Source organism: Vreelandella venusta, assembly GCF_007989605.1.
Lineage (GTDB): Bacteria > Pseudomonadota > Gammaproteobacteria > Pseudomonadales > Halomonadaceae > Vreelandella > Vreelandella venusta.
The window spans coordinates 1-14517 of record NZ_BJUL01000016.1 but is presented as its reverse complement, the minus strand read 5'-3'; the positions used below and the strand labels follow the sequence as shown (position 1 = coordinate 14517).

Below are 14517 nucleotides of genomic sequence, written 5' to 3'. Positions count from 1 at the left end.
TACCTGAAACTTTAAGGGGGATTCTATGTCAAGTGAGCCTTGTACCATTACGTGTGGTATTTCTGGTGTCGGGGTTAAAAAGCCTGGAGATCCAGAAGGTGTAATTAATATTTCAGCGGTGGGGGTAATTGGGGGTGTTGATGTTACCTGGACGTATCCAGAGATTAATCCTAATGCTGTGGCATACACCATCATTTACCGGAGTTTAACTGGTACGTTTGAAGATGCGGTCGAGTTAAAGCGGGTAAGTGCTAATTATCACTACGATAGAATAGATGCAGAAACTCCTCGTGAGTATTTCTACTGGGTAAAGACGTTTAGCATTAGCGGTACTTCTCTGGAGTTGGCTGGCCCAGCAAGTGCAACACCAAAACCCTTTATTAGTGAAGTAATTAAAGATCTGTCGGATATGATTAACGACAGTCACTTGGCTCAAAAATTAAAGGAAAAGATTGCAAAGATTGAGTTACTTGAACTCGATATTCTGCAAGAGCGACTAGATCGTATAGATAGTAGCTTCGGAATAAATGCAGCAATAGAAGATGCCCGCCGAGTAGCAGACGATGCCGTTAATCTACTAAACGAATATAAGGATCTACAGGAGTTTCGTTTTGGTGACTTTGTAGCTGCTGTAAATGAGATTCAGCTGACATTAGGTACGAGCTTCGAGCAGATTGCTCAGGAGCGTGAAGAACGTATTGCAGGCCTCAACAACGAACGGGATGAACGTATTGAAGGCTTACTGTATGAGGCCGATGCACGAACTAGTGCCATCCAAGAAGAAGCCGCTGCTCGTAATCAGCAATTCCTTAACTTACAGGAACAATATGAACTAGATCAGGGGCTATACGCCAGCCAACTGGCTGCTATTGCCGCAGCGTATAACAGCAATGCTGCGACGATCTACACGCTAGAAGAAGTACGTATTAGCGACAGGGAAGCCACGGCTACCCGCATTGATGGTTTAGCTGTTGAAGTTGAAAATAACGAAGCACAGCTAATTGAAGAACGTCAGGTACGGGCAGATGCCTTAGCGGCATTGGCATCTCGTATCAGCGTGCTTTCTGCCAAGATTGATGCCCTACCTTCATTTGCAAACAGCTTCGAAAGCGGCGTGGAAATGAACCGGTGGGTAGCGGGGACCGGCCACACAATAACGCCTGAAATTGGCGATGTATTCTCAGGCGAACAGGCTGCCATCATTGGAAGCACTGTCGGTAGTGTTGCTACTGGTTCGGTTCCTTTCGGTGTTGCTATCCCTATTCCTAGTGGTACTGGTGATTCATTCATCGGGCGACGCTTGAGGGTGGGATTAGCCGCGAAAGCTATTGATGGAGGCAGTACTGAATTTGCGGTGGGCTATGCCACATCAGACGGTTGGTTCAGCGGATGGCAACGTCATGCCCCTAACAGCACTTGGACTGTTTTTGATAGTGAAATTACGGTACCGGATACCGCAGGAGTTACCCATTACGTTGTGCTATGGGGAGATACGTCAGGCTCAGGCGGAACAGTAAAAGTAGACCGTTTGTTGGTAGACGTAGCGGATACTGAAATACCTGAAATTACTGCCCAACTAGAAGAAATTCAACAAGCTTTGGCGGATACAAAACAGTCACTAGCTGAGGATATTACTAACCTGGTTTCTACGTTTGGGGAAACCACCAGTGCCATCGAAAACAAGCAAACCACCTTAAGCAATGATCTGGAGGGTATGGCGCTTGAAATTCAAACACTGACTGCTGCTAATGGTGATTTGGCGGCGGATATCCAACGTGAAACCGAAGCCCGCGTAGATTTAGAGGGCGCATTATCTCAAGACGTAACTGATCTCTGGGCGGGCGTAGGCAAAAACGAAGGACGGATTACCCAACAAGCGGTAGTACAAGCGACAGATGACCTTATACGTGGCCTAATTCAGAATGTCATTACCGCACACCGTGATACGGCATCTGCCACGATTTACAGTTTGGAAGGGGTCAATGTAGACCGCTACCAATCGGTCAGTATGCGCGTGGATGGGATTGAATCCCAGCTAGGAGAAGGCTTAGCACAGGTTAAAGAAAGCCAGCGTACAGAGGTAATTCGCTTAGATGGCGCCATTCAGGTTAATGCTCAAGCGATTACTACGGTAGAGAGTAAGCTAGGGGATGACCTGGCTACTGCTCAGCAGGTCTTTGATACTCGAATAAAAGCCGTAGGGGATGACGTAAAAGCCAATGCCTTGGCCATTACGAATGTTATCACTGACACAGGTAATGCCATCTCTAACGTGCGCCAGCAATTCACTACCGACATTGAAGAAGTCGATGGGAGAGTTGTGGCGAACGCGAATGCCATCACCGATACATTGGTGGCCATAGAGCAAGGCTTTAGCGGAATACGTACTGACCTCACATCTGAAATTAATCGAGTAGACGGGCGGATATCAGGTAATACCAAAGCAATCAATGAATCCCGTACTGACATTCTCGGTACTGTTGCAGGTGTCCAAGAGGAAATCACTACAGAAGTAAATCGCCTGGATGGACGTATCAATTCAACGGCGGCAGCCGTCTCTACAGTCCAGTCTGAATTGGAGGATGAGTTATCTACGGTACGTCAGTCATTTACCACACAGATCTCCAACGTAGCAGGCGATGTAAGCAACAACGCTAAAGCTATTATCCAGGTACAGACAGCATCGACAGATGGCATTGCTGGTGTCCAGCAGAAGCTAACCAGCGAAATAAAACGTGTCGATGGACGTATTACCGGCAATGCTACTCGCATCAATGAAGTAGGCGTTGCTTTAGAAGAAGGAATGTCCGGACTCCAAGACACGATCATCGTAGAAGTAAACCGATTAGACGGACGGATAAACAGTACAGGGAGCAGGATCACTACTCTTCAATCCAGCTTAGAGGGGGATATTTCTAGCGTACAAACCAAGCTAAATACCCAAGTTGAACGCTTGGATGACCGGATTGGGAGTACTGCATCTCAAATATCGACCGTTCAGTCGGTATTAGGGGAAGACATTAGCTCCGTACGTCAAACCATGCAAACGAACGTCAACAGCATTAATGGCAAGATCACCGGACTAGGGGCACTGTACACGGCCCAGGTACAGTCCAATGGCTTGATTGGTGGCTTCGGTATTTACAACGATGGTACACGAGTAGATGCAGGCTTTGATGTAGACCTGTTCTGGATAGGTAAGCACTCACTAAAGAAAAAGCCATTCATCATATCTAATGGGGATATTTTCTTTAACGGTAGGGTGCAATTTAACAGGGTGAATGGTTTAGGTACGTTAGCGGGCAAAGACTCAATCGTATACGAGGACATGGTAGGGAGTACTGCCGATACGGTACGTGACCGCGCTAATAGTACTTATGGTCGTGTGTTTGATAGTTGGACACGCCCAGGCTCTACGACGATTAACGGTAATCGGATTTATACAGGTGACGCTTATGTAGACACACTACAGATTAAAGGGCGTGCAGTAACTGTCCCTGTATCTGCCGCAGCGTCTAGTTTGCTTGATATTACACCTGGTTCAAAGAAACCAATAATCGCTGCATCCATTGATGCACAAGGAGCAAACGTATTAGTAAGTGTGTCTTTCGGGGTAACAGAAGGAAGTTTATTAGGGTTTGAAATACGTCGAGATGGTATAGCAGTAGTAGGTCGACCAGGTGGTAATGGGGCAATGTGTGTTGCAGCCCATGTGGGCGGAAAGACAGGCACCTCGGTATTTAGTGTGTATGTTTGGGGGGATGCTAAAATCACAGGTCGTTCTATTGGTTTAATTGCCACACTACGTTAAGGATAAATAATGGAAGAAGTTTTTTACTACGCAATGACTGATTATAGAGGCCAAATTTTACAAATTAATAGTGGCCCTTATCGTTACATTCCATGCGAGCCTGATGTAATGGATGACACTCACTACGTCGATGAAGAAGGGGTCATACAACCAAAGATTCCAATTGCGTTGGATTATATTGTAGACGGTCTATCCATTACATTTAACGGCCTACCTGATGGATTACATGTATCTGTTAATGGTAGTAGTGGGGTGACTGATGATGAACCATTAGTAGCCGAATTTGATATACCTGGGAGCTACACCTTCTATTTTACAGGCTTAGCGAAATATAAAGACCATACGGAGGTAATCACCCTTGGCGACGCTTAAAGCAAGTACTTATAAAGACCATGGTACAGCGGTAGAGCATTACCTAGATCGTGTAGATACCCTGGCAGATCAGGCGAGGTACATAGCCCCTAGCTTAAAAGAAATCCATGACCAGAAAGTCACAGAGGCTAAAGCTGGTAGAGGGTCGTTGCTTAAACAGGAGGCCAAAGTACTAGGCGTCACAATTAAAGCCCTGGCTCAGTTAATACTGGATAAGTATGCCGAACGACAGGCATTGATTGAACGTGTGGAAGTAGCACGAATGTACGTTAAAACTTGCATACGTAATGCGGCTACTCCGGCAGAGATGCACCAGCTGGTAAAAGAGTTTGAAAGTAAACTAAACCAGTAATTAAAAAGGGTACTCATTATACTCGTGTTAATTATTGCAATAATGCAATACCTAAGTATATGGGTACCTTTTTAGGAGGTGTAAATGTCATTTGAACAGGCTGTTGCCAGCTTAGAACAAACCAACGCTACGCTGGTACAGGAGGTAGTGCGGGTACGGGATGCAGGTATGGGGCTAAATAACATTTACCCGACGGTAAATGAAGGACGTGCGGCTACAGTAGACGGTAAATATTTCAGCGTCCCTGGTAACGGTGCTTACATGCGCCTCTATCGTAGACAGGGATCAAGCGCCGAGTTGATCGCTGAGTTCCCCGACCGCGCTGAACTGAACAGCGTGATTGATCAGTTGGGGCCGCTGCTTGGGAGAGGGGTTGTTGGTGGGGGCACCAATGACTTGATGGCTGTTGGTGCGTTTGGATTAGGGTCAAACGGTCGCAAAGAGGGCGTTAACTGGGATGACCCAGGCGTGGGTGGGTTTTACTCCGTATCGGGAGCCGAAGAGCTAGGCCCTCTAAGTGATGGCTTCCTAGGTCAGAGTAGTGGATCAACCATGTACCACGGTTTATGGGACGGCAATAACTGGTCAAAAATACTGGTTGATGGAGGTGGTGCTCCATCTAGCAGACCCCCACAAATTTATGTCAAAGCATCTAACTTCGGCACCCGCAAAAAAGCGGTAAGGTTGGTACATAACGCTAATATCCTCGGTGCAGTGACTCAAGTAGACGGAGTTCCTACCGGCGCGATTATTGAGCAGGGTAGTAATGCTAACGGGGAGTATTTCAAGTTCGCTGGTGGGGCGGTAATAGCGTTCGGAAAGAGTCTTTTGGATGTTGCTCTCACCCTAGAATCGGGAAATTTGTATACGTCACCTTCCAACATAAGTTTACCCCTACCTGTCTTAGCAGAATGGACATTTGTTGACGTACAGAAAATAAGCAATGCCGGTTCACTTATCCCTGTCTTTGGTGCCACAGTTTTTGGAGTTAGTTCTGGAAATGATATTCGGTTTAGGCCCTTATCCACTCAGAGTATCCCGCTAACTGGAATTCCCTTTAGTTTTTTCGCTATCGGTCGTTGGTAGTAAGGAGAAAATGAGCATGAAATTAACCCTGAATTTATGTCCCCTAGGTGACTTACCTGAAACACAAGCCAGCCTCATTGGCGTGGTACTTACCATCAATGGGGTTAGCTTCGATCTCTCCGAACTCCCTGATGGGGCCGTAGCTCACCACCATTCCATACTAGGGAAAGTAACGCGTAACGGTGACGAATACGAATGCACGATCCGACTGGGCCATGGCCCCAACGCCCCGTACGAAACACGCTTCCCCAGGCCTATCGTGCTGGAAAATCATAATGGGCCTATCGAGCTACCTTTGTATGACGTAGTGCCTAAACCAGAAGAGGTGACTGAATGAGTTGGCTAGCAGATGCAGAGGTCACTCTGCCCAAGACTGATGCCGAGCTTTTAGCAGAAGCCCAGGCAGCCAAAATTGCAGAGATCAACGCGGCGTACACTGCCCAGGCTGAGCCACTAATCAAAGATTACCCAGATGTTGAGCAATCGACATGGCCAAGCCAGAACTACGAAGCCAGAGCTTATCTAGCGTGGGTGGATAATCCACAGGGTGAGCGGCCATCAACGCCTGTACTAGACGCCATCTTACTCGGACGTAACGGGGAAGACGGTACCGAGACAATGGCTGAACTCTGTGAAGCCGTAATAGGTAACGCTGAGATGTTTACGGCATTTCAGCAGCTAACAGGGAAACGACAGCGGTTGGTGAAAGCCGTCAAGCAGTCAACATCTGTAGAAGCCGCAACGGCTATAAGTTTCTAAGTAAGGGGGGTACGACAATGCAAGTAGGTCTATTGGCAGTAAAGGGGTTAGCAAAGCTACTTACTACCGCAGTGGCAAAACGAGTCGCGTACAACCTATTGGTGGTATTAGGTGATTGGGCAGTTAAACAAACTACGACTGATTTGGATGACAAGGCCTTTAAAGCCTTTAAAGACGGCGTAGACAAGCGTAACGGCGTAGCAGTAAATCTGTACTCACAAGTGCGTTAAAGACGACACAGGAAAGAACAGGCCCCTACTGGGGCCTTTTTTATATATCTAAATCTTCTTGAGGTGAATCAGGTTCACGGCCAGAAGTAGAAACTCTACGTTGACCATCTGCGGTATAGCGAATACGTAATTCAAAATCCTTACGGCGCTGTGCAACGCTACGCCACTCCCCTTTGGCAAAGTAATGGGGGTTTACTTCGTACTCATTTGGGGCGACACGATGGAATATTTCTTTCTTACACAGAGCAGAGATGGCGTTACGGAAAGCACCCTCTGACATACCTGCGGCCTTGGCTATACGCTTTCGTGAAGACGGGTTAAGGCTTATGATGCCCTCAAAATCAATGCGGCTTACCAGGGCGTACAGAAGGGTTTTCTGTCCACCGGTTAGTTCCATTAGGTTACCTAGATCTTGGACATACATTTTCACGTAGGCAGGCTCCTGAGCAATACGTACGACATTGGTGGACGTGTGTTGTACGGCCTCACCTGTACGCAGATCAGTGACTGTGCTTGTAGATTCGTAAACCTTACGTGAAGTTCCCATTTGTCATTCGATCCAGTGATTGTTTGGGGTATGTGCTAAGCCTAAACTGTCATCGGTATGTGTGACAAGTTTCTAGTGAATATTTTTTAAATTGTCACTGTGAGGATGACAAGGTGTCATCGTGACAGTGACAAGGTGTAATCCTCACGATGACATGGGGTGTTTTATTCGTTATCAGTATCAAACACTTAGGTAAGTTCTGACAATCTCTTCTCTTGTCCCCAGGCCGGAAAAGCAGGTTGATCCCCTGCTTCACGGACAGACTCGCTGGCGCTCGCTAATCCGTTTCACCAGGGCATCTTTGAAAAGGGCAGGTGATTGACTCTTTTGGTTTCGGGGACTATGTTGCAGTACCTAAATAATGCAATAACGCAATAAGGCAGATCCACTAGGAGAGATCCCATGATTTATGCCATAGCGTACGGTAAAGGTGGGGTAGGTAAGTCCACCATTGCTGTCCATTTGGCCAGTTACCTGGCTACTAAAGGTAAGACCCTTCTTATAGATGGTGACCCCCAAGCCAGTGCATCCACTTGGGTAGGTTGGCGTCGTGAACATTCGCCAGTACCTTTTACCACTGTACAGTTACTAGGTAAGGCAATCTTTGACGAGGGCCGTCATCTAAGCCAAGACTATGAGTACACCGTAATTGATGTAGCTGGTAGAGACGGTGCAGGAATGCGTAACGCCCTACTCTTGGCTAACCGCGTAATTACTCCTATGGGTAATTCCGGCTTTGATGTTGTTGAGATTAACGACTTCAAAGAGGTACTTGAACAAGCCAGCAGCTTTAACCGTGATCTGGTTTGTAAGGTATTGTTCAACAAGATGCGTGGCTCAAGCCAGGATGTAAAGAACTTCGTTGCTGAAACAGGTATGGAGGTGTTCGACACCTCAATTGCTGAACGACGTGCGTACGCTAAAGCAATTACCGACGGCACAACAGCAATGGAATACAGGCCTTTAGATGCAGCCGCAAAACACGAAATGCGTAAGTTCTTTGAGGAAGTTGAGTCATGGTAATAAAAAATAAACCAATGAATTTTTCCACCCCAGACATAGAAAAATTCCGCAGTCATGATCCCGAAAAAGCAAATGAAGAAACCAATACGCTTGCTGGGAGCAATGCCCGCATCACTAAAACTGTACGTATGCGCGAGCGGTTCAGCCTGCTATTGAAAGACGAAGCCCATAAGCGCACGATGAAGTCAGGCGCCAAAGTCAGTGAAGCGGATCTTCTTGATGAAGCCCTCTCTGCTTGGCAATTAAAGATTCAAGCAAAGCAGGACTGACACATGGGTGTACACCGACTGAAAGACCTGAACCTAATTTACAAAAGTGATCGGGGAGCAGAATTTAAATCCCCTGGCGGTACGCGGTATTACTTTTGTCGTTTACGTAGGGCTGTTGGTCGGGAGATTGCAGTAAAGGAGTATGACTGGTTCCCGATTGATAAAAATGACCTGACGACAGCGAAACGTAAAATCATGGAGCTAATTAACGAAGACGAAGTTTAGGTATTGGGAGACAGGCTGGAGTCAAACCAGCAACATCCTACCAGGGGCTAACCTGCCCACGTAGTCAGGGGTCACCCTGGTAGGTTGCACAGTCAGGCTTCTACTACTTCCATTCCCTACCTCTGGGCTGTGCAGGCCCTTACGGTGAGTACTAGGTTTCATATGCCACTGCCTCACAATACCCCCTCAAAAGAGGAGGTATGTGTGCTTCTTGAATACGCCGCTAACCAGAGATTAGATGACGTTTTTAAGGCGTTTACGCAGGATTTCAGTCGCCATATCGAGGTCAGATCGGTGATCTTTCACGATCTCAATTAGCTGGTCAGTAGTTTTGGTTTCCATAGTCACCTTGCGTGCTTCAAGAAGGGCTTTTGCAGCTTCGGCTGCTTTAATTTCTTCTTCCGTTAGCAATGCGTAAAATTGACTCATCCAGTCAGATGATCCACCCACGCGAATGCGATCACCGTCGTCTTCACGTACCACAAGACGGCGGCCATCAAGGTCAATAACAGGATAGTGTTTACCTGCCGTTAAGCGACCGGTACAGCCCTCTCTGGCAATGAGGACAGCAGGTTTGTTTGCTTTAAACAGTTCAGCAAGCTGGTTGATTTGATCATGAGTAACGGTAGTTTGTGTAGACATTTCATTTCCTTAATGGATTAAAAGCCCTGTCGGGCAAGATGTGTTATTGCATTATTGCAATATTGGGCGGGATTAAATATCCCAGTTGAATTTACGCTCTACAGCACGCGCTTTAACGCAGAGGTCGAAACCTTCTTCGTTGACCACAAATAAGTAGAGGTCACCTTCACGTTTGACCAGGTTCTTAACGCCGATATGGAAGTCGAGGGTGTGCTTGCGCTCAGGAACATTAACCTCAATGTACGCGCTATTCCCGCGTGAGGGGAATGAGCCGCTACATTCCGCCACCTCATACTTGCTGCCTCCATTGAGGTTCACAACTTCATGGATTTGGATATCCATACCGTCACGGGATAAGGGACGTTCAATGTTAAGATCAGCAGCTAGCTCTGAGATATCACCTGGGTACATAAGGTACTCTTTAACAACGGCCTGGAGAACGTCAAAAGAGAACTCATAGCAAGAATCACGCATTAAGCAGATCTGCTCGATTACACCTTCGGGAATACCACGCTCCAGGCAGTACTCACGCACTACGGCTTCTTCTAATTTTTCATGGCGGAAGTGGTAATGAATTCGACCAGGACGGTTGATCATGAATTCATTGATCTTGCGGGTATTGTTTTCAGTCAACAAAATCAGACGACGAGCACTACCGGTACCATCAAACAGACCAAGTAGTCCATCCTGCTCATCTTCACGGGTATCGAAGCGCTTACCAAACTCATCAAAGAAGATTACGCATTCACCTAACTTCTGGATGAAGTCAGAGAGTCCACTGGGATCAAAGCTGTCATCCACAAGAATCACCGGCAGGTTCAGTTCCGTGATAGCACGGTTGGCTACCAGTGAGGCGGTCATGGTTTTACCGGAGCCTTTGTCGCCACTCAGTAGTACACCGAAAGAGCGGTCGCTACCCTGGTAACCGGCAAGGATCTTATCCACGCGGCTAGTAGTGGAACCATAGACTGCCGATGGCACCGGTAGCAACGGAGCAGTCTTCTTGAGGAAGAAACCGGCCATTGGGTGAAAGCCTACTGAATAAACCGCTGGTTTAAGTGTTGAGGTAATTGCCTCATCATCGAACATAAGGACTTCTACACGGGTGCCTGAGTCGGCAAATTTAACAGCTACAGTCATTTGGTTGGTTCCAAGGTGAGTTAGAAAAGCTCGTTTTTCACGAAGTTGATAATGCTGGTAGTCATGTCGGTCAGGGATCTCTTGAGCCAGTAGTACACATCATTGGGTAATACGGGATCTCTGGCATCGACTATGCAGAGAAAGATGATGGCTACGCACCAGCAGGGTATGGTCAAAGCCATACAGACGATAAAGCGGAGTAGGCGAATAAAGATCATGGGGATACCCCAAGAAGGTTAAACATATCGGGGGTAACTCAGGCGAGTGGAATCGAACCACTTGTTTTAAGTCTTATTCCGGTACCAACCGGCATACACCTTGTAAGGCCTGAAAGCCGAACATGAAGCGTGTATCTAGGGAATCGAACCCATTACGTCACCAGAACCTGAGTCACCTCAGATATGCTTAAAGTTAAAGGATATAGGCGAACACACTGGAGGGACTCGAACCCTCATCTGTCTGGGCTTTACCTTATAAGCTAAATGAGCTTTTACGTGCGGATGATCAGTCTTTACGTATGCTACAAACCGCGCGATTTGCGGCAGTTCATTGAAGGGATTCGAACCCTTCTTCTCCTCGGCTCTGCCAGTTGAGCTACAGCGTGTTCGTTAATATTCTTTAGGTACACCATCCGACCCTGCCAGTCGAACTGTTGTCACGTTAGCCCCAAAGGTCTAATGGATGGTGTGGTTTATGGGTGTCTTCTTCTAGTGGGATATTCGAGTATTATTTGCGTTTACCTCGGCTTCCCCCACTTCCCCAGTACTTTGCCGATGTCCTCAAGTGGCGCAACCCACCTTTGGACCAGCGTTTCCTTTCGAGCGACTTGGCTTACAGACTCGGTATAAATCTAGTGTTTTTTGGGATAAAGAAAATTGTAAACTGTATAGAGGTGAGCAATTAACGCGTGCATTGGCATACGTACATCAGCAGGAAGAAGGGCTACAAAGTCGATAAGCCCACCAGCTTCCTGTTCAGATGGTGAAGGAATCTCCAGACGCTCAACGTTGTACCAAGTACTGTCACCTGGCTTATGAAAGGAACCTTGAAGTGACATTGTTTCATTTGAAATAGCTACTTCGAGTTGGTAAGCCTTTCCGCCTACTTCGTAGTGTTCAGAAACGGTGTAATTTTGATTCACTTCATTCCCCTAATGGCGGCCATACGTTTCTTGCGATAACGTGGCCAACGATGTTTCTTACCCTTATGTGCTCGCATCTCACGAGCAATCCACCTACGGGTATCCCTGATAGATTGGAAGCGCCTGACCGGATCACGGCTATGTCCTCCACCACTACGTACATAGGTAGTTGGTTTGATGGGTTTGACGTTACGCGGCTTGCCTGACGACAACTTAGGTTGCTTACCTTCCTGGTAGAAGTTTAGCCACCAGTAATCACGCTTGGCTTCCCACTCGTTCAGTACTTCCTCAATGGATCGGCCTTGGCGTTCTGCATAATGCATGGCTCGTCCAATTACCCAACGGAATTTAGTAAGGAACTCCTCTTTATCCCGCATAGGATTTTGGTGTTTTTTGCTTTCTTGTACGTCTTGCATGTAGGCCGCTTTTAGCGACTGGTACCCCGGAGAACGGGATACGGCTTTCCAATCTATGTGCATCGGAACCTCCCGATCTACGGGGTTAAATTGGGGGCACGTAAGGGGGAATCGAACCCTCCACCCAAGCAGTCGCCGGTACCAGCTTGTGCTTGATATCCCAAAGTCACCTGACTCAATCGCGTTACTTTCCTGGCCAGGGCCATAACGGATTGATGGGATTACGTACCATAGATGATGTGGCGGTTAGCAGCGCCGGAATGTAAGAACAGACCACTGCCTCTCGACACTCTTACTAGCCCAGTACCCTATCCCTTCCTGGGACGAATACCCTCACCACATCGGTGAAGTGTTCTATGAGTGGAATCGAACCACCCTACTGACTGCGCAGGTCAGGCCATCCAGGCACTAATAGGGGAATCGAACCCCACAGCACTCCAGCTAAAACACTTCCCGATGCCCACTCCTTTAAGGCAAGTGGGTTTCCCCTAGCCTTGAGTCATTACTGTTCCAGGCTGTCAGAGATGCGGTGAATCTGCAGTCGGTGTACTCCCTGAGTTGAACAGGGCAAATGCTTTACCTCTCGGCTTATCATTACCTCTTGCACACCTAGTGATTTCTCACCTTCACCACATCAATATGTCTACTGACGCTTCCCTGGCCCATGGCAAGACAGGGCAGTAGACATATTGATGTAGACCAGCAGTTCCTCGCTGCTGGCACCGAGGCAAGGTCACGTAAACTACCTTCTTTACATGGTTCCCAGTCACTACCTCAATTGGTGCAACCAGTTGCCCGTCTTTCAGTAGTTGGAGCCAGAAAGTATGGAACTGGTACGCCCTTACTGGATAGGTTGTATCGCCACCTTTTCCTATACGCGCTTCTAACCACCACTTATACCGTTATCTCTTAAATGCATTCATGCATCGAAGAAGAATCCAGAGGACAGGCGGAGCCTGACTACTTTCAAATGTTTCACATGGAACACTTTTGTATTTTTACGTAATTATGAATAATACGTTTAAACAAACGTTTTAAATTCAAGATTACCCGCATAATCTTGAGTTTTTGTCACTGTAACGATTACAGTGGTTAAGGGGTCTCAGGGCTAATAAAAAGAAACCACCCGAAGGTGGTTTTATTATTTACGACCAAGTACCCTTTTCTCCATTTCTTGGATAATCCGACCTCCTGAGTGCGCCACAAAGGCTACCGCAATTCCTTTGGTCATCCAGTCAGGCATGTAAGCCTCGATACTGGAATAGGAGTTGTACATTAGGTAGCCACACAAGATGGCTGTCAGGAACTCGCTACATACCCAAACGAAGGAAGGGGCATGGCCTCTTGCCACACGTTGAGTAATAGAGATGATCCCACTAATCACGCTAATTAGTATTGCCCCTAACAGGCTAGTCCATTCAGGAGAAGGCGGGGGCATTGAGGATAAGGGCATAAGACCCCCTATAGAAAAAGCCAGTCAAATCGACTGGCTCTATTCTAAAAGGGTTATTGCAATATTGCAGTATTACCTACCAAACCAGCTTACGATCAAAGCGTTTCATATTGGCTTGAACCATTGAGTTCAATCGCTTGGCATAATGAGTGGCTTCTTTTTTACAGAACGTTAAACCACGTCCTGGTAGTACCCATGCTAAACGACCACACTCTTGTACTTTAGCTTGTACTTCACCATAACCAATAACAATATCGTTGGAGTTATAAGGTTCTGCTTTTGCACGTCGGGCCATAGGAAAGATCTCATTAATAAGTGGATAAGGCCACTTTAACTAATGAGTAGTTAAATCGGTAAACAATTTAAACAACTTCGTTTTCGTACGCTTCGAGTGCTTCTACTTCTTCTTCACTTAATGCATCAGGGTCGCGGTAATCTAACCATGCACGGTGTTTAAGTTGCAGGTAAGTACTAGTTGACATACTAAAGACAGGGGCATCATCAGGGTCAGGTATATACATAGAGATCACGTTTATAAAGTGTGCTGTCTGCTTCTCGCAGTGCCAGTGCAGGTTGAAGGGTATAAAGACAGCACAAGAAAGCCTACTTACTAAATAGGCTTTTTAGGCTTACGATACTCAGGAATGATATCAATCAGATAGGGAATATATGGCCACCCTGCCTTAGTTGCTGCTTTACGTGCTTCTTGTTCTGCAATCATTTGAGAGCCAGATGTAGAGAAGTAAGTAAAGGTTTCATCCGGGGCAAGTTGCGGCTTCATTCGAACACGGAGGATAACGGTATAACCCTTTAACACAGAGACTTGTGGTTCTGGTCTTTTAAGTGCCGGCTTCCCTTCCTTGAATCGTTCTAAATGCCGCTTGGCATTTTTTTCAAACTGTTCTAGCTCGTTCATCGCTGCTCCGAGAGAATCGCCAGAGTGGCGGCAGCCACCCTACCTAGCTACTAACGGCACTCCAGCTGCTTTCAATAATGGCCAACCTGCCTTGCAGTCATGTTCTTCTGCGTAGTAGATGGCTTTAAGACCTAA

The 14517-nt window shown here is 46.9% G+C and carries 18 protein-coding genes; 9 read left to right on the top strand and 9 right to left on the bottom strand.

Going from position 1 to position 14517, the window contains the following annotated elements:
* Nucleotides 1-25 precede the first annotated feature (25 nt).
* From HVE01_RS15425 to HVE01_RS15395, 7 genes are all read left to right on the top strand, one after another.
* Nucleotides 26-3811, top strand: coding sequence for a coiled-coil domain-containing protein (locus HVE01_RS15425; protein ID WP_146944997.1), 3786 nt, complete (start codon nt 26-28; stop codon nt 3809-3811).
* 9 nt (nt 3812-3820) lie between these two features.
* Nucleotides 3821-4183, top strand: coding sequence for a hypothetical protein (locus HVE01_RS15420; RefSeq protein ID WP_146944996.1), 363 nt, complete (start codon nt 3821-3823; stop codon nt 4181-4183).
* Complete coding sequence (locus HVE01_RS15415; protein ID WP_146944995.1) at nt 4170-4535, top strand: hypothetical protein; 366 nt, start codon at nt 4170-4172, stop codon at nt 4533-4535. Before HVE01_RS15420 ends, HVE01_RS15415 begins: the two co-directional genes overlap by 14 nt.
* 84 nt (nt 4536-4619) lie before the next feature.
* On the top strand, nt 4620-5621 hold the full coding sequence (locus HVE01_RS19880; protein WP_186808862.1) for a hypothetical protein: 1002 nt from the start codon (nt 4620-4622) through the stop codon (nt 5619-5621).
* Between the two features lie 16 nt (nt 5622-5637).
* On the top strand, nt 5638-5958 hold the full coding sequence (locus HVE01_RS15405) for a hypothetical protein (RefSeq protein ID WP_146944994.1): 321 nt from the start codon (nt 5638-5640) through the stop codon (nt 5956-5958).
* Nucleotides 5955-6380, top strand: coding sequence for a hypothetical protein (locus HVE01_RS15400; RefSeq protein ID WP_146944993.1), 426 nt, complete (start codon nt 5955-5957; stop codon nt 6378-6380). The genes HVE01_RS15405 and HVE01_RS15400 overlap by 4 nt, the downstream gene beginning before the upstream one ends.
* 17 nt (nt 6381-6397) lie before the next feature.
* Nucleotides 6398-6610: a hypothetical protein gene (locus HVE01_RS15395; RefSeq protein ID WP_146944992.1), complete on the top strand. Its 213-nt coding sequence runs from the start codon at nt 6398-6400 to the stop codon at nt 6608-6610.
* A 40-nt stretch (nt 6611-6650) separates the two neighbouring features.
* Here HVE01_RS15395 and HVE01_RS15390 read toward each other — a convergent pair whose 3' ends face one another.
* Nucleotides 6651-7157, bottom strand: coding sequence for a replication/maintenance protein RepL (locus tag HVE01_RS15390; protein ID WP_146944991.1), 507 nt, complete (start codon nt 7155-7157; stop codon nt 6651-6653).
* A gap of 402 nt (nt 7158-7559) precedes the next feature.
* On the opposite strand from HVE01_RS15390, the gene HVE01_RS15385 reads away from it, so the two are divergent.
* Together HVE01_RS15385 and HVE01_RS15380 are read left to right on the top strand one after the other, a co-directional pair.
* Nucleotides 7560-8180 (top strand): ParA family protein, encoded by a 621-nt coding sequence (locus HVE01_RS15385; protein ID WP_146944990.1) that lies wholly within the window; start codon nt 7560-7562, stop codon nt 8178-8180.
* Entirely contained in the window at nt 8174-8449 is a 276-nt protein-coding gene (locus HVE01_RS15380) for a hypothetical protein (RefSeq protein ID WP_146944989.1), read from the top strand. The genes HVE01_RS15385 and HVE01_RS15380 overlap by 7 nt, the downstream gene beginning before the upstream one ends.
* Before the next feature lie 459 nt (nt 8450-8908).
* On the opposite strand, the gene HVE01_RS15375 is transcribed toward HVE01_RS15380, so the two are convergent.
* From HVE01_RS15375 to HVE01_RS15345, 8 genes are all read right to left on the bottom strand, one after another.
* The gene (locus HVE01_RS15375) at nt 8909-9316 is read right to left on the bottom strand and encodes a hypothetical protein (protein ID WP_146944988.1); all 408 of its coding nucleotides are present in this window, start codon (nt 9314-9316) and stop codon (nt 8909-8911) included.
* 72 nt (nt 9317-9388) lie between these two features.
* Nucleotides 9389-10456, bottom strand: coding sequence for an AAA family ATPase (locus HVE01_RS15370; protein ID WP_146944987.1), 1068 nt, complete (start codon nt 10454-10456; stop codon nt 9389-9391).
* A gap of 850 nt (nt 10457-11306) precedes the next feature.
* A complete protein-coding gene (locus HVE01_RS15365; RefSeq protein WP_146944986.1) occupies nt 11307-11597 on the bottom strand; it encodes a hypothetical protein in 291 nt (96 codons plus the stop codon).
* The gene (locus tag HVE01_RS15360; protein WP_146944985.1) at nt 11594-12076 is read right to left on the bottom strand and encodes a hypothetical protein; all 483 of its coding nucleotides are present in this window, start codon (nt 12074-12076) and stop codon (nt 11594-11596) included. Before HVE01_RS15360 ends, HVE01_RS15365 begins: the two co-directional genes overlap by 4 nt.
* Before the next feature lie 1078 nt (nt 12077-13154).
* Nucleotides 13155-13466 (bottom strand): hypothetical protein, encoded by a 312-nt coding sequence (locus tag HVE01_RS15355; protein WP_198350423.1) that lies wholly within the window; start codon nt 13464-13466, stop codon nt 13155-13157.
* A 76-nt stretch (nt 13467-13542) separates the two neighbouring features.
* Complete coding sequence (locus HVE01_RS15350) at nt 13543-13761, bottom strand: hypothetical protein (protein ID WP_146944984.1); 219 nt, start codon at nt 13759-13761, stop codon at nt 13543-13545.
* A gap of 67 nt (nt 13762-13828) precedes the next feature.
* The gene (locus HVE01_RS19875; RefSeq protein ID WP_186808857.1) at nt 13829-13987 is read right to left on the bottom strand and encodes a hypothetical protein; all 159 of its coding nucleotides are present in this window, start codon (nt 13985-13987) and stop codon (nt 13829-13831) included.
* Between the two features lie 89 nt (nt 13988-14076).
* Nucleotides 14077-14382, bottom strand: coding sequence for a hypothetical protein (locus HVE01_RS15345; protein ID WP_146944983.1), 306 nt, complete (start codon nt 14380-14382; stop codon nt 14077-14079).
* Nucleotides 14383-14517 lie beyond the last annotated feature (135 nt).

Coding starts and splice junctions, on each gene's coding strand:
- HVE01_RS15360 (WP_146944985.1), bottom strand. CDS start 12,076: ATGCACATAGATTGGAAAGCCGTATCCCGTTCTCCGGGGTACCAGTCG.
- HVE01_RS15375 (WP_146944988.1), bottom strand. CDS start 9,316: ATGTCTACACAAACTACCGTTACTCATGATCAAATCAACCAGCTTGCT.
- HVE01_RS15345 (WP_146944983.1), bottom strand. CDS start 14,382: ATGAACGAGCTAGAACAGTTTGAAAAAAATGCCAAGCGGCATTTAGAA.
- HVE01_RS15355 (WP_198350423.1), bottom strand. CDS start 13,466: ATGCCCTTATCCTCAATGCCCCCGCCTTCTCCTGAATGGACTAGCCTG.
- HVE01_RS15400 (WP_146944993.1), top strand. CDS start 5,955: ATGAGTTGGCTAGCAGATGCAGAGGTCACTCTGCCCAAGACTGATGCC.
- HVE01_RS15420 (WP_146944996.1), top strand. CDS start 3,821: ATGGAAGAAGTTTTTTACTACGCAATGACTGATTATAGAGGCCAAATT.
- HVE01_RS15390 (WP_146944991.1), bottom strand. CDS start 7,157: ATGGGAACTTCACGTAAGGTTTACGAATCTACAAGCACAGTCACTGAT.
- HVE01_RS15405 (WP_146944994.1), top strand. CDS start 5,638: ATGAAATTAACCCTGAATTTATGTCCCCTAGGTGACTTACCTGAAACA.
- HVE01_RS15350 (WP_146944984.1), bottom strand. CDS start 13,761: ATGGCCCGACGTGCAAAAGCAGAACCTTATAACTCCAACGATATTGTT.
- HVE01_RS19875 (WP_186808857.1), bottom strand. CDS start 13,987: ATGTATATACCTGACCCTGATGATGCCCCTGTCTTTAGTATGTCAACT.
- HVE01_RS15385 (WP_146944990.1), top strand. CDS start 7,560: ATGATTTATGCCATAGCGTACGGTAAAGGTGGGGTAGGTAAGTCCACC.
- HVE01_RS15395 (WP_146944992.1), top strand. CDS start 6,398: ATGCAAGTAGGTCTATTGGCAGTAAAGGGGTTAGCAAAGCTACTTACT.
- HVE01_RS15370 (WP_146944987.1), bottom strand. CDS start 10,456: ATGACTGTAGCTGTTAAATTTGCCGACTCAGGCACCCGTGTAGAAGTC.
- HVE01_RS15425 (WP_146944997.1), top strand. CDS start 26: ATGTCAAGTGAGCCTTGTACCATTACGTGTGGTATTTCTGGTGTCGGG.
- HVE01_RS15380 (WP_146944989.1), top strand. CDS start 8,174: ATGGTAATAAAAAATAAACCAATGAATTTTTCCACCCCAGACATAGAA.
- HVE01_RS19880 (WP_186808862.1), top strand. CDS start 4,620: ATGTCATTTGAACAGGCTGTTGCCAGCTTAGAACAAACCAACGCTACG.